Genomic DNA, 14,160 nt, shown 5'->3' with positions numbered 1-14,160 from the left:
AGAAAAGGACTGAGTTTGCCGGACGGGGTCAAATCATTGCGTCGAAGGGAAAGGCCTCTCCTACGGCGCTCAAAAATCCTTCGAATATTTGATGCTGACATTCGACCCGCCGAATGACCCGGCCTGCGACAGGACACTGAGACTCTTGGTCAGCGCGACCTGCAACTGGGTCGCGGTGAAGCCCCGCGCATCGGTGATGATCTCGATATAGATATCGTCCGAGATATATTGCCCGGCCGCGAGCGCAGTACCCCGCCCGGTCGCTTCGTCTGCGCCTAGGATGCGCAGCCGGTCGATCCCGGTCGCCGAGCGCAGCTTGCCGAGCGGGTTGAGTCCCCCGCCCGATCCCCGCAGCGAATTGAGCGCTGCGGCGAGCTGGATCGCCTCGGTCGCGGACAGGTTGGTGACCGAACTGCCGAACAGCAACCGGCTGAGCACCTCGTCCTGCGGCAATGACGGAGTCGAGGTGAAGGCGATACGCGGTGCCTGACCGCTGCCCGAAATGTTGATCGCGACGGTAATGCCGTTCGTCGTGGTGCTCGCGGTGATCGCGATCTGCGGGTCCGCGAGGGGACCGCCGGCAAAAGTGATGGTGCCGCTGTCGAGCTCGAATCGCTTGCCCGCGAAAGAATAGGTACCGCGCACGACCTTGGCCTGCCCGCTGACGGTGGGCGCTGCCGAGGTGCCGCCGATGCGCAGGTCCATGCGCCATTCCGATTCCAGCCCCATGCCGGAGACGAACAGCCGATTGTCGCCGCGCACGCGCAGGTCGAGCTTGAACAGCCCGGCCGATGCTACCGCCGGGCGATCGGTGGGTCGGCGTACCAGATCGCTCTTGCGCCGCACGCCGGTCAGTTCCGGCACCTCGGCCTGGCCCTGGACGATGACTTGGTAGCGCGCCTCGGGGATGATCAGGGTACCGCTGATCAGGCCGCCATTCGCCTTGCTGTTGGTCAGCCTGATGTCGCCGGTAGCGGTGGCACCAAGCGCATCGCTGCGCGCGAGCCGCGCATTGTTGAGCTTCGCGCGGATATCGACCGGGAAGCCTTCATCGGCAGCGAAGCCGATCGACCCTTGCGCCGAGACGGTACCGTCGCCGGCAGTTGCCTGGAGTTGGGTGATGTCGAGCCGCGTGTTGGTGAAGCGGCCAGCAAGCTTCATGTTCGACAGGCGCGTGCCGTAAGTCTCGTTCTCATAGGTCAGCTTGTCGGCGCGGATCACGCCGGTCAGGTTCGGCGACTGTGCGCGGCCGGAAAAATCGGCCGCGACCGCGATCGGGCCGGACAATTGCTGCTCGGGTTGCGCAGCAAGCGAAAAGAGCACGCCGGCCGGCCCGTTATAGCGGATGCCCCCACCAAGCGGCGCGTCGAGCAGCCGGGTGGTCCAGCTGCCGCTCCCCGGGGGCAACGGGTTGAGTGTCGCCACCATGCGGCCGACGGTCGACGGGCCGCGTTTGATCAGCGCACGGAAATCGCCGCCTTCGGGCACCAGCTTGCCCGCAAGGACGATATCGACCGGCTCCGATACTGCCGCGAGGCTGGAGCGGGTAAAGCCCTTGATCGTCGCGCGGAGATCGGCTTGCGGGAAGGATGAAGGAGTCGGCTGAGTGAAGTCGAGGCTGCCGGTCGCTGACCCGCCAATGCCGAGATTGGGGATCAGCGCGTTGATCACCGACAGGTCGAGCGCGTCGAGCCGTGACTGGATTGCCAGCCCCTTGCCATAGGTTCCGGCGATCCGCGCCGAGCCTTTGTCGAAATCGAGCCGCGTCGGCAGCAGGCGGTAGGCGCCCTTGTCGATCTGGATCCGCGCCGGCGTGCCGGTCTTGAAGCCGATACCGTTGGCCCGCCCCTGTGCCGCGACCAGCCATAGCGTGGGGCTGAGCCGCGAATTGACCGCAATGGTGAAGGGCACACCGTTCGATCCGGTCGCGACCGCTCGCGCCGTGCCACTGCCACCCCGATAATCGATCTTCGCGCGCGCCGAGGACAGGACGGTCGGGCCGTAGCGCAGGTCGGCGAGCTGTACATCGGCCACCACTTGCGGCTGGTCGTACAACACGACGTTGGCGGCAACGATCGCGCGGCCGATGGTGAAGTCGGTGGTACCCGGAATCGTCGCGGCATAAGCGCGCGCCGCAATGTCGGCGCGCTGATATTTGCCCGTCGCGCCGAGGTTCGCCGCGCCGGTGATGCCGGAACCGGCGAACTGCACGCGCCCGGCGAACGGCCCGGCCGCCGTCTGCTGCAGCTTGCCCGTGATATCCATGCCGGCAAAGCGCGCGGTGCGGATATCGATCGCAAGTACCGTACCCGGGCGCACGACCACATCGGCGGAGAATGGCCCATAGTCCGTGCCGCCGGTGGCGATGACGGCATAGTTCGTCCCGTCGCCGCGGATTCGCGCTTCGAGATTGGCGAGGCCGATGCCGACACCCGGGCGTGGCGCACGCAACAGCACGATTGGCTTGGTGGTCGTGCCGGACACGCGCGCGAACAGCGGGCCATATTGGGTCGAATAGCCATCGGCATTGACCAGGATGCCGCCCGCCGGATCATATCGGCCAGATCCGCCGGTGATGCGGAATTGCGGCGCGTTGAGCCGCAAATTGCGGAAGGTGATGATGCCGTTCGGATCATAGCCGATATCGGTCCGCACCACCGCATTGCCGCCAAGGAAGCTGCGCGCGCCCTCGTTGAAGATCTGCGACGTCCGCGCGACGATCCGCCCGGTGATGCCGAACCCGCCGCCTGGCGCCGCGACCAGCTTCGCATTGGTGGTCAGGTTGATGATGCCGATGCTCTCGAGGCGATAATCGTTCACCCGCCCGTTGATCGCCCCGGTATAACGCCCGGTCGACAGGTTCGCGGCGATGATCGCTGTGGCGTCGATCTTGCGCGACCGGATGCGCAGATTGTCCGACAGGATGCTCGCGCCCGAAATCGCCAGGTCACCGTTGATCGCAACATTGTCGAGCAGGCCGCCCGCAGCGGCATTGAGCCCGGTAATACGCCGCGCCCGCGCATTGACCGGCACGAGAATATGCTCGGCATCGACCTTGGCGAGACCATTGGCGGTGAGATCCTCCACCCGCATGTCGCCAAAACCGATCGAGGCGGCGCGGATCGCATAGGCGACCGTCGGCGTAGCGAAGGCGCCGTCGAGCGTCACGTCCGCCGCGACATCGCGCCCGTTGAGATTGGGCAGGATCGCGCCCGGCGTCAGCAGCCGCGCATCGAGCCTGAACTGGCCGAACCGGCTCTGCGCCAGGTCGATCAGTCCGCCACCGTGTACTGCGATCGCATTCGAAGACAGCGCCAGCTTGGTATCGACGCGCCGCTGGTTCAGCGCGGCATCGATCGCGACCGTGACCAATGGCGCGGTCAGGCGCGCAATTGGGTTGTCGGGCGTCGGCACCGGTTTCGCCTTGGTGCCCGGCTGCGCCGCGGCTTGCGCCGGAGAGCCAGCGACATAGAGCGCGGGCTGCGCCGTGCCGCGAATCTTGAAGGTCCCGTCATTTCCCGCGAGCGTGAGATTGGCGAGCGGCTGCCCACCCAAAGTCCCGATCGCCTTGCCCGTCCATGCCTTCCAGCTGCCAGCACCGCTGAGCGTGAAGTCGAGTGGCGCGGTCAGGCCCGCCATGCTGGCAATAAGGCCGCCGGCCGGCGCCTGGACCTTCGCATCGAGATCGAGCTTGTTCTGCGCCGGCACCGCATCGAGCTTCAACGCAAGCCGGTCGCCACCGGCAATCCCCTGCCCGGTCAACGCCGTCGCACTGGCCGTCACCTGCGCCCGCGCGTCGGCGATGTGCGCCACACCATCGATGCTGACGATATGCGCCGCACCGCTCACTGCCTTGGCCAGCACCAGCCGGTCGATCTTCAGCCGACCGATATCGATATCGAGATCCGGCAACAGCGGCGCATTGGGATCGCCGGGCTTGAGTTCGGGGCTACGCTGCACCGTGACGAGCCTGGTCGTCGCCGATCGCACATCGACATGATTGCTGACAAAGGCGAAGGGTCGCCAGTCGACATCGATGCGCGGGCTGGTCAGGAACACGCCCTTGGGATCGCTGACCCGCACATCGGTCAGGATCATCGCGCCATAGATCGATCCGTCGATCCGCCCGACCTTGATATTGAGACCCGAAGCCGTCGTATAACCGCCGAGGAAATTGGTGACGAGCCGCCGGCCCGGGCTGGTGTTGAGCCCGAACACCAGCAGCGCCAGCAACGCGATCAGCCCGAGCAGGCCGATCACCACCCATTTGACGATCGACAGCCATAAAGCGCGGCGCGTCACGGCAGCGGTTTCAGCGGGAGCGGTATCGTCGGCCATCAGAATGCCTGGCCGATCGAGATGTACAGCGCCACCTTGCCGTCACCCGGCCGCGGGTTGAGCGGCGTCGCGACATCGACACGGAGCGGCCCGAAATTGGTGTAGAACCGCCCGCCGATGCCGGCACCATAGCGCAGGTCCGACCCCTTGGGCAGCACGCTTTCATAGGCGTTGCCGCCATCGATGAATGGCACGATGCCGAAATTGCCGAAGCGATAGCGCGCCTCGAGCGAGAATTCGTTGAGACTGCGCCCGCCGACCGGGTCACCATTGGGATCGAACGGCCCGAGCCGCTGATAGCCATAACCGCGCACCGACCCGCCACCGCCGCCATAATAACGCCGCGACGGTGCGAGATCGTCGCGGTCGACGCCGGGGATCGATCCCGCGCGCAACCGCCCGGCCAGCACGATGCTGTCGCTGACATGCTGATAGATGCTGCCCTCGATCAGCACCCGGGCATAGGGCCGCACGCCGCCACGCACCGATGTTTCGGGGCTGAGGCTCAGCTTCAGGCGATAGCCCTTGGTGGGGTTGAGCAGATCGTCCGACGTATCGAATTGCGCCTGTGCCGGGAGCGCGAGAATACCATAGGTCGCGCGGCGCTTTTCGAGGCGTGAAAAATCATAGACGCTCTCATTGGTGCCGATCAGTTCGAACCCATAGGCATAGGTGAATTTCTTCTGCCAGATCGGTGTCGAATCGTAACTGATCCGACCGGCCAATGTGCCGGTGAAAGCGTTGAACGCGTCATAATTGCTGTGATTGGCCGACGCGGTCAGCGACACCGTGCGGTCGCGTTTTCCGGCATTCGAACGACGGAAGGTCGCGCCCAGCCCCTGCTCCTGCGTGCCGGCGACCGCCGACAGGATCAGTGCGCCTTCGGGTTTCCACATGTTCCTGTGCGTGAAGGATCCTTCGAGGCGGAAGCCCTGTCCAGTCGAATAGCCCGCGGTCGCGCCGATCGAGCGCGGCGGTCCCGCTTGCTGCCGGACGAGCAGATCGACCGCTTCGGTACCGTCGGGCCCGGGCTTGCCCGTGCGTACCGGCTCCACCGACACGGTCGAGAACAGGCCGGTCGCCACCAGCGCGTCGCGCAGATCGTCTACCTTGCGATTATCGTACAGCTCGCCGGGCTTGAAACGCGCCAGCACGCCGACATGCGCGGCATCGAACGCCATCTTGCCCTCGGTCGAATAGCTGCCGAACGAGGATCGCGGCCCGGTGTCGACCGGCAGCGTATAGGCACCGGTCCAGTTCGCATCGTCGAGCAAGATGTCACGCTGTCCCAGCGTCACGAAAGGATAGCCTTGCTGCGGCAGCTTGAGGCTCAGATTTGCCTCCGCGCCCTGCACCCGATCGGCCTCGATCGGATCACCGACGCGCAGCGGCAGCTCGCGCGCCAGCAGGTCGGGCGGCGTAACCGGCCCGGCCTCGATCGCGATCGATCCAAGCTTGTAGAGCTTGCCCGGCGTCGCGCCGATGATCGCCTTGACGTTGCCGCTGTTCGGCACGCTCTCGATCGTCGAGATCGCCGTACCGTCATAATAGCCGCGCGACTTCATCAGCCGAACGGCAAGCGCCTCATCCTCCCTCGCCCGCGCGGAAACCATCGTCGCATTGGCCGCCTTGCCGCCACCTTCCTTCAGCGCGGACAACGCATTGAACTGACCGGTCAGGTCGAGATCGTCGAGGCCATTGACCTGAGTGTCGTACCGGATGACCACCGTCTTGTCGTCGCTGGTATCGGCGACATCGACCGGGGGTTCGAATCGAACGTTCCGAGCGCCGGTAGCGGCTGCGCCAGTTCGGTCTCCTCGACCGGGGGCGGCGCGAGCGTATCCGCATCGGCCAGCGGCATTGTCGATGACGTCTGGGTCGATGGCGTCTGAACTGGCGTCGGCTGAACGGCCGGCGCGGCTGGCATCGCCTCAAGCGGCGCATTGATATCGTCGCTGAGTTGCGGCAGCGCCTTGTCGAAATCGGGATCGCTGACGATCGGAGCGTCCGCCTGGGGTTCTGCCGGCTCGACAACGACCGGCGGCGTCCTGGATTGGCTGGCGGACGCGGCCGACGGTGTCTGCTGCTGCGCCGCAAACGCAACCGGTAGAACGAGCCAAGTGCTGGAAAATGCCAGAAAGTTCAAACCGATTATTCCCCTTAGGGGAACCTTTCCGGCCAAACCCCCGTCCCCTACGCCAACGCCCAAGACGCGCTTTGGTTTCGCATCAATTTATCACACCGTCAGGCCGCTCAACCCCCGCATGACGAATTTGTCATTTGAATTTCCGCCCGACAAGGAATCCAATCGCCATGCCCCTTATACCGCGCGAACGGATCGAGCCATGGCAGAGCAACGGATACCCGGAAAATTGATCGCGGGCATGCTCCTGTCGTTGTCGATGACGGCCGCAACGGCATCTCCGATCGAAAGACCGGCTCGCTTCGCAATTGCCTGTACCGGAGCGGAAACCGTGACGGCGGGTCGCCAGATGCCGAAACAGCTTGCCTATGGCATCACACTCAGTTTCGACTTGCCTGACAAGCTCTACTGTTATGGCGCATGCGGCAAGGAGCAGACCTATCCCATTGCCGATCCGTCTTCATCGCCGATCAGGCTGGCAAACCTCGAGACATCATCCCAGATGCGTCGAATGACATTCGACCGCGGGACGATGCGGCTGATCGACGACCAACGAATAGCAATGGAGCCGGTCACCACGCTCGTTCGCCATGCAACCGCCGTCTGCAAACCGGCATTGTTTCAGCAACCATGGCAGCCTGTGACCGATCAACCCCGCTAGTCCAGCAAAGGTCGCCCACCGCCGAGCAAGCGCATCCCCTACGCCGCCTTCACTTTGGCCCGGTATGCATGAAGCAGCGGTTCCGTGTAGCCGCTCGGTTGGCTCACGCCCTCGAACACCAGCGCACGTGCCGCCTGATAGGCCAGGCTTGTCGCCTCATTGCCCGACATGGCGCGGTACAGTTTGTCGCCCGCATTCTGCCCATCGACCTTCGCCGCCATGCGCTTGAACGCGGCGTCGACATCGGCCTCGGTCGCAACGCCGTGAAGCAGCCAGTTGGCCATGTGCTGCGAGCTGATGCGCAAGGTCGCGCGGTCTTCCATCAGACCGATATCGTGGATGTCGGGCACCTTGGAACACCCCACGCCCTGGTCGATCCAGCGCACGACATAGCCCAGAATGCCCTGCGCATTATTGTCGAGCTCGGCGCGAATCTCCTCCGGCGTCCAGTTGCGCCCGCCCGCGACCGGCACGGTCAGCAACGGCGAGAGGCCGGGGATCGCCTCGCCGGCAATTTCCTTCTGCCGCGCGAACACATCGACCTGATGATAATGCATCGCATGCAGCGTCGCAGCGGTCGGGCTCGGCACCCAGGCGGTATTGGCACCCGACAAAGGATGGCCGATCTTTTGCGCCATCATGTCGGCCATGCGGTCGGGCGCTGCCCACATGCCCTTGCCGATCTGCGCCCTGCCGCTCAGGCCATGCGCCAGGCCGATGCGGACATTGCGGTCCTCATAGGCCTTGATCCAGTCGCTCGCCTTCATCTCCGCCTTGGGGATCATCGGCCCGGCGCGCATCGCGGTGTGCATCTCGTCGCCGGTCCGGTCGAGAAAGCCGGTGTTGATGAACACGATGCGGTCCTTCACCGCCGCGATACAGGCGGCGAGGTTGGCCGAAGTACGACGCTCCTCGTCCATCACACCGACCTTCAGCGTGTGGCGGTCGATCTGCAGCAGATCCTCGACCGCATCGAAGAGCGTGTTGGTCAGCGCGGCTTCTTCGGGGCCGTGCATCTTCGGCTTGACGATATAGACAGAGCCAGCGCGGCTGTTGCGATACTGTCCCAGGCCGCGCAGATCATAGAGTGCGATCGTGCTGGTCATGATCGCATCGAGAATGCCCTCCGGCGCCTCGCTGCCATTCGCCAACTGGATTGCCGGCGTGGTCATCAGGTGACCGACATTGCGCACGAACAACAGGCTGCGGCCGGGCAGCGTCACCACGCCACCATCCGGCGCGGTATAGCTGCGGTCGCCGTCCAGCTTGCGCGTGACGGTGCGGTCGCCCTTGGTGAAGCTTTCCTCCAGGTCGCCGCGCATCAGGCCGAGCCAGTTGCCATAGGCCAGCACCTTGTCGTCGGCATCGACCGCCGCGACCGAATCCTCAAGATCGACGATCGAGGTCAGCGCGGATTCGAGAATCACATCGGCAATGCCTGCCGGATCCTCGCTGCCGATCGGGTGGCTGCGATCGATGACGATTTCGATGTGCAGGCCGTGATGACGCAGCAGCAGCGCCGACGGGCTGGCCGGATCGCCGCGATAGCCGGCAAACGCCGATGGATCGCCGAGCGCCGGCGTCTGACCGGTCAGCAGGCCCCGCGCCATCAGGGCGCCGTTCGTCACGCTGAGCGACGCGACTTCGTCCCATTTCCCGTTCGCCAGCGGCACCGCTTCATCGAGAAACGCCTTGGAGCGCTCGATGACCTGCGCGCCACGCTCCGCGTCATAGCCACCGGGCCGCGCGCTGCCGGGCAACGCATCGGTGCCGTAGAATGCATCGTAAAGGCTGCCCCAGCGAGCATTGGCGGCATTCAGCACGAAGCGCGCATTGAGCACCGGTACCACCAGCTGCGGCCCGGCCATGGTCGCCACCTCGGCATCGACATTGGTCGTGCCGATGGTGAAGGGCGCGGGTTCGGGCACAAGATAGCCGATCTCGCGCAGATACACCTCATCGACCGGCTCGCCGGCGGCATAGCGTGCGTCGATCAGCAGCTGGAGCGACTCGCGCTTGGCCAGCAGCGCGACATTTTCAGGCGTGAAGCGCGCGAAGATATCGGCCACGCCGCGCCACCAGTCGCTCGCGTGGATGTGCAGCCCCAGCAGCACTTTTCCCTCGACGAACCGCACCAGGGGTTCGGCAACCGACAGACCGGCACGATCGAGCATGTTTGGCATTGAGCCTCCTTGGAGATTGCAACTGCCTGGGGAGGGCGACTTCTGCCGCTTAGGCCAGCCAGGGGCCGGGCATCAACCCCGTTCGGGACGGATTACTCGGGATCGATCTTTTCAGCCGAAGCCTCGACTCGGTCGAGCAACCCGCGAAACATCGCGATCTCGGCGGCGGAAAATCCGGCAAACACCTGCTTCTCCAGCGCCAGCGCCTTGGGCGTGACGCTGTCGTACAATGCTTTGCCTGCAGCCGTCAGCGACAACAGATGCGATCGCTGATCGTCCGGATTGGGTTTCCGCTGCACCAGACCGCGACCATAGAGCGCGATCGCGGCGCGACTGACCGTCACCTTGTCCATTCGCGTGGCCGATCCAAGCGCCTGCTGAGTCATCCCCTCGCCTTCCGCGATGACCGCGATCAGCCGCCATTCCGGGATTTTGAGTCCGAACAACGACTGATAAGCGGTGGCGATCGCCGACGATACGCGGTTCGACGCGATCGACAGGCGATAGGGCAGGAAATCGTCCAGATTGAGCTTCGGCATCGTCGTTTTCTAACCCACCCTTTCTTATTCGTCATGCCGGACTTGTTCCGGCATCCACTCCTCCGCTCGGCATGACGCACCTGAAGCACGGTGGATCCCGGAACGAGTCCGGGGTGGTGGCATTGGGATAGACGAGCTCATCTCAAACCGATATAGTATCATCTGTAACCAAATTTCCCGTCACGGAGATACCGTCATGACTGCGACCGAGAACCCCATGGGCCTGAACGGCTTCGAGTTCGTCGAATTCACCAGCCCCGATCCGGAAGCACTGGCCGATCTGTTCGTGAAGATGGGCTTCACGCATGTCGGGACGCACAAGTCGAAGAATGTTCGCCGCTATGCGCAGGGTGACATCAACTTCCTGCTCAACATGGACGAAGCCGGTCAGGTCGCCGGTTTCCGCAACGCGCATGGCCCCTCTGCCAATGCGATGGCGTTCCGCGTCGCCGACAGCGATCAGGCGCTGAAGCTGGCGATCGAGCGCGGCGCGAGTCCCGTGAAGGGCGAGCATGGCCCGGGCGAGCTCGATATTCCGGCGATCGAAGGCATTGGCGGCGCCAATCTCTATCTCGTCGACCGTCACGGTGGAGAGACGATCTACGACACCGATTTCGAGCCGGTCGCCGGCGCGAACGCGGACGATCATGCCGTCGGTCTGCACACGCTCGACCATCTGACGCATAATCTGCAGCGCGGCCGGATGGATTATTGGGCCAATTATTACGAGACGATCTTCAACTTCCGCCAGATCCGCTATTTCGACATCGAGGGTCAGGCGACCGGCCTGTTCTCCAAGGCGATGACTGCGCCCGACGACAAGATCCGCATCCCGCTCAACGAAAGCCAGGACGAGCATTCGCAGATCGAGGAATTCATCAAGGACTATAAGGGCGAAGGCATCCAGCATCTCGCGCTGGCGACCGACGACATCTTCGGCACGGTCGACAAATTGCGCGCCAACGGCATCAAGTTCCAGACCACGCCGCAGACCTATTTCGACCTGATCGACAAGCGCCTGCCCGGCCATAATCATGACGTCGAGGAAATGCGCAAGCGCGACATCCTCATCGACGGCGCGCCGGAAACCGGCGGCGGCCTGCTGCTGCAGATCTTCACCGAAAATATGGTCGGCCCGATCTTCTTCGAAATCATCCAGCGCAAGGGCAATGACGGCTTTGGCGAGGGCAATTTCAAGGCGCTGTTCGAATCGATCGAGCTCGACCAGATCCGCCGCGGTGTGGTGCCCGGCAAAGTAGACGCTTAAATTCCTTCTCCCCTTGTGGGAGAAGGTGGCCCGAAGGGCCGGATGAGGGGGAGTGATGGGCGTTAACGCCCGCGACATTCCCCCTCACCCTTCCGCCGCTTCGCGGCTCCAGTGTTGGGTGAACAGCGCCCCGCGCTGTTCAGGTCATGCTGGGAGCATGACCGACCCAATACTCTCTCCCACAAGGGGAGAGGGAATTAAGGAACGGCGATGACTGACTACCAAACCGGCTTCGGCAATCATTTCGCCACTGAAGCCGTGCCCGGCGCCCTCCCCATCGGCCGCAATTCACCACAAAAGCCGCCCTTCGGCCTATATGCCGAACAGCTCAGCGGCACCGCCTTCACTGCGCCGCGCCACGAGAATCGTCGCTCCTGGCTTTACCGCCTGCGCCCCTCCGCCGCACACCCCGCCTTCACTCGCTATACCGGGGCGAAGCGCTTCGCCCCGGGCCTCAGCAAGGATCCGCTAGCCCCGAACCGTTTGCGCTGGGGACCGACCGAGATCGAGGATGCCGACTGGCTCGATAGCCTGACGACAATGATCGTTGCCGGGGACGGCCCGGCGACTCAGGCCGGCGTCGCCATGCACCTCTATGCCGCGTCGAAGGATATGATCGACCGCGCCTTCGTCAGCGGCGACGGCGAATTGCTGATCCTGCCGGAGATGGGCGCGCTCACCCTGCTCACTGAACTCGGCCGCATCGATGTGAAGCCCGGCCAGGTTGCGCTGATCCCACGCGGCGTTCGCTTCCGCGTGACACTCCCGGACGGCAAGGCGCGCGGTTATGTCGCGGAAAATCACGGCCAGCCTTTCCGCCTGCCCGATCTCGGCCCAATCGGCTCCAACGGTCTCGCCAATCCACGCGACTTCGAAACCCCCGCCGCCTGGTTCGAGGATCGCGAAGGCAAATTCGAACTGGTGCAGAAATTCCTCGGCTCGCTCTGGACCACCGAGCTCGGCCGCTCGCCGCTCGACGTCGTCGCCTGGCACGGCAATTACGCACCGTGGCGCTATGACCTGGCGCGTTTCAATACCATCGGCAGCATCAGTTTCGACCATCCCGATCCTTCGATCTTCACCGTGCTGACCTCGCCCAGCGACGTGCCCGGTACGGCAAATGCGGACTTCGTGATCTTCCCGCCGCGCTGGATGGTCGCCGAGGATACGTTCCGCCCGCCCTGGTTCCACCGCAACGTGATGAGCGAGGCGATGGGCCTGATCCACGGCGCCTATGATGCAAAGGCCGACGGCTTCGTCCCTGGTGCCTTGTCGCTGCACAACCAGATGAGTGGTCACGGTCCCGATGTCGCAAGTTGGAAGGGCGCGAGCGAGGCCGAGCTCAAGCCGCACAAGATCGACGGCACCATGGCGTTCATGATCGAAAGCCGCTGGGTCTTCCGCGCGACCGACTTCGCGCTGCAGACGGGCACGCTCGATGAAGACTATGATCAGGTATGGACCGGCTTCCCCAAGGCGCAACTGCCCGACCGGACTTGATCCGTATCAGCTAGATTTTCCGGAACGAGTGATGCCGGGTGCGCGTCTTGTCGCTTATGTCAGCACCCGCCACTCCCTTGTATCACTGGCAACATCGCGCGCAGGATGAACTGCAGACGATGATGCACAGCCATGTTTCGGACGCCGCCTTTCCGTGCGTCGGTGCAAAGGCCGCGCTCGCCAAGGGCACGCTCGACGTGCTCGCCTGCAATCGCATCGACAGCGCATGGGACGATCTGCGCATCCATGACGGGCTAATCAAATTCGCCAAGGCTTATCGTGACTCGCCGGCACTGTTCCGCAGCTTTGCCGTGGTGTTCGAAGGACCCGAGCAGCTGAGCGAAACCGAATTCGAAGCCGCGCTGTGGGAACGTGTCCAGTCGCTGTCCGACAAGGATGTATGGCGCGGCCAGGATTATGATTCACGCGTCAGCCCCGACCCGGAGAACCCGCATTTCTCGCTGAGCTTCGGCGGCCAGGCCTTCTTCATTGTCGGTCTCCACCCCAATGCCAGTCGTCCTGCGCGGCGTTTCTCGCGCCCGGCGATGGTCTTCAACCTGCACGACCAGTTCGAAACACTGCGCGCCGAGGGCAGATATGAAGGCCTGCGCGAAAAGATCATGATCCGTGACGAAGCACTGGCCGGCACGCGCAATCCGATGCTATCGCGCCACGGCGAGGCAAGCGAAGCTCGGCAATATTCCGGGCGTGCGGTCGGCGATGCGTGGCAATGCCCGTTCAGCTATTCGGGAGACGGCAAGTAACCGATATCATCGAAATCCCCGAGCGCAGCGGGACCGCATTCAGGCTGGCAAAGGGAGAAACGCTGATCGTGATCGATCCGCGCGGCGAACAGGTCGCCGATCTGCTGGCTTTCAATGCAGCCGATGTCGACGAGGTCATCTCCTCGGGCCGCACGCTTGATTATGCCGAGCACATCTACCTGACCAAAGGCGACAAGCTCTATTCAAACCGCTCCAACGTGATGCTCGATATCGTCGAGGATGTCGTCGGGCGGCACGACTTCCTGCTCACCCCCTGCTCCTTCGACACGTTCAAACACTTCTATCCCGACCTCGAGCCGCATCGCGGCTGTTTCGGCAATCTCGCCGAAGCACTCGATCCCTATGGCATCGGCGCCGATCGCATCCCGGTCGCGTTCAACTGCTTCATGAACGTGCCGGTCGACGGCGCCAGCGGCCGGCTGAGGGTCCTGCCGCCAATCAGCAAGGCCGGCGATCATATTGCGCTGCGCGCCGAGATGGACCTGATCATCGGCCTCACCGCCTGCTCCGCCCCTGATTCCAATGGCGGCACGTTCAAGCCGATTCACTACCGGATCGAACCCGCTCAAACGCGCTGATCGACATAGGGCCCCATTCCCGCGGGGTCGCCGGGGATGTTGAAAATTATCGGTTTACTTCGCGTACGAACAATATAGTTCGTACGCGAACAACTGGTGCAGACGATGATCAAGGCAACGGACAAAAGGCGCGGACGATTCATCTACCTCCTCAATGTCGCTCAAC

8 protein-coding genes and 1 pseudogene are annotated in these 14,160 nt (G+C 63.7%); 5 read left to right on the top strand and 4 right to left on the bottom strand.

From position 1 onward, the window contains the following. Window positions 1-69 precede the first annotated feature (69 nt). Together H3Z74_RS06125 and H3Z74_RS06120 are read right to left on the bottom strand one after the other, a co-directional pair. A complete protein-coding gene (locus H3Z74_RS06125) occupies window positions 70-4,338 on the bottom strand; it encodes a translocation/assembly module TamB domain-containing protein (protein WP_187763054.1) in 4,269 nt (1,422 codons plus the stop codon). After that, window positions 4,338-6,484: pseudogene (locus H3Z74_RS06120) on the bottom strand (autotransporter assembly complex protein TamA). Before H3Z74_RS06120 ends, H3Z74_RS06125 begins: the two are co-directional and overlap by 1 nt. On the opposite strand from H3Z74_RS06120, the gene H3Z74_RS06115 reads away from it, so the two are divergent. Further along, the gene (locus H3Z74_RS06115) at window positions 6,459-7,142 is read left to right on the top strand and encodes a hypothetical protein (protein WP_187763053.1); all 684 of its coding nucleotides are present in this window, start codon (window positions 6,459-6,461) and stop codon (window positions 7,140-7,142) included. The pseudogene H3Z74_RS06120 and the gene H3Z74_RS06115 overlap by 26 nt on opposite strands. Window positions 7,143-7,180: 38 nt before the next feature. Here the strand turns inward: H3Z74_RS06115 and H3Z74_RS06110 are convergent, their stop codons facing one another. Further along, a complete protein-coding gene (locus H3Z74_RS06110) occupies window positions 7,181-9,325 on the bottom strand; it encodes a malate synthase G (protein WP_187763052.1) in 2,145 nt (714 codons plus the stop codon). Between the two features lie 92 nt (window positions 9,326-9,417). Next, window positions 9,418-9,864, bottom strand: coding sequence for a MarR family winged helix-turn-helix transcriptional regulator (locus H3Z74_RS06105; protein WP_187763051.1), 447 nt, complete (start codon window positions 9,862-9,864; stop codon window positions 9,418-9,420). A 196-nt stretch (window positions 9,865-10,060) separates the two neighbouring features. On the opposite strand from H3Z74_RS06105, the gene hppD reads away from it, so the two are divergent. The 4 genes from hppD (at window position 10,061) to H3Z74_RS06085 (ending at window position 13,994) form a co-directional block, all read left to right on the top strand. Beyond that, window positions 10,061-11,131, top strand: a complete 1,071-nt coding sequence (gene hppD / locus H3Z74_RS06100; protein WP_187763050.1) for a 4-hydroxyphenylpyruvate dioxygenase — start codon at window positions 10,061-10,063, stop codon at window positions 11,129-11,131. Window positions 11,132-11,341: 210 nt separating this feature from the next. After that, complete coding sequence (gene hmgA, locus H3Z74_RS06095) at window positions 11,342-12,631, top strand: homogentisate 1,2-dioxygenase (RefSeq protein WP_187763049.1); 1,290 nt, start codon at window positions 11,342-11,344, stop codon at window positions 12,629-12,631. 56 nt (window positions 12,632-12,687) lie between these two features. Then, entirely contained in the window at window positions 12,688-13,395 is a 708-nt protein-coding gene (gene gntA, locus H3Z74_RS06090; protein ID WP_187763048.1) for a guanitoxin biosynthesis heme-dependent pre-guanitoxin N-hydroxylase GntA, read from the top strand. Then, window positions 13,362-13,994 (top strand): DUF1989 domain-containing protein, encoded by a 633-nt coding sequence (locus tag H3Z74_RS06085; protein ID WP_187763047.1) that lies wholly within the window; start codon window positions 13,362-13,364, stop codon window positions 13,992-13,994. The genes gntA and H3Z74_RS06085 overlap by 34 nt, the downstream gene beginning before the upstream one ends. The last annotated feature ends 166 nt before the right edge of the window (window positions 13,995-14,160 follow it).

This window comes from Sphingomonas alpina, from assembly GCF_014490665.1.
In the GTDB taxonomy this organism is placed as follows: Bacteria; Pseudomonadota; Alphaproteobacteria; order Sphingomonadales; family Sphingomonadaceae; genus Sphingomonas; species Sphingomonas alpina.
The sequence above is the reverse complement of the archived record's forward strand: the minus strand, read 5'-3'. Positions and strand labels throughout refer to the sequence as shown.

Bases quoted from the DNA above. Each gene is read 5' to 3' on its own strand.
- H3Z74_RS06110 (WP_187763052.1), bottom strand. From the start codon at position 9,325: ATGCCAAACATGCTCGATCGTGCCGGTCTGTCGGTTGCCGAACCCCTG.
- H3Z74_RS06085 (WP_187763047.1), top strand. From the start codon at position 13,362: ATGCCCGTTCAGCTATTCGGGAGACGGCAAGTAACCGATATCATCGAA.
- gntA (WP_187763048.1), top strand. From the start codon at position 12,688: ATGTCAGCACCCGCCACTCCCTTGTATCACTGGCAACATCGCGCGCAG.
- H3Z74_RS06125 (WP_187763054.1), bottom strand. From the start codon at position 4,338: ATGGCCGACGATACCGCTCCCGCTGAAACCGCTGCCGTGACGCGCCGC.
- H3Z74_RS06105 (WP_187763051.1), bottom strand. From the start codon at position 9,864: ATGCCGAAGCTCAATCTGGACGATTTCCTGCCCTATCGCCTGTCGATC.
- hmgA (WP_187763049.1), top strand. From the start codon at position 11,342: ATGACTGACTACCAAACCGGCTTCGGCAATCATTTCGCCACTGAAGCC.
- hppD (WP_187763050.1), top strand. From the start codon at position 10,061: ATGACTGCGACCGAGAACCCCATGGGCCTGAACGGCTTCGAGTTCGTC.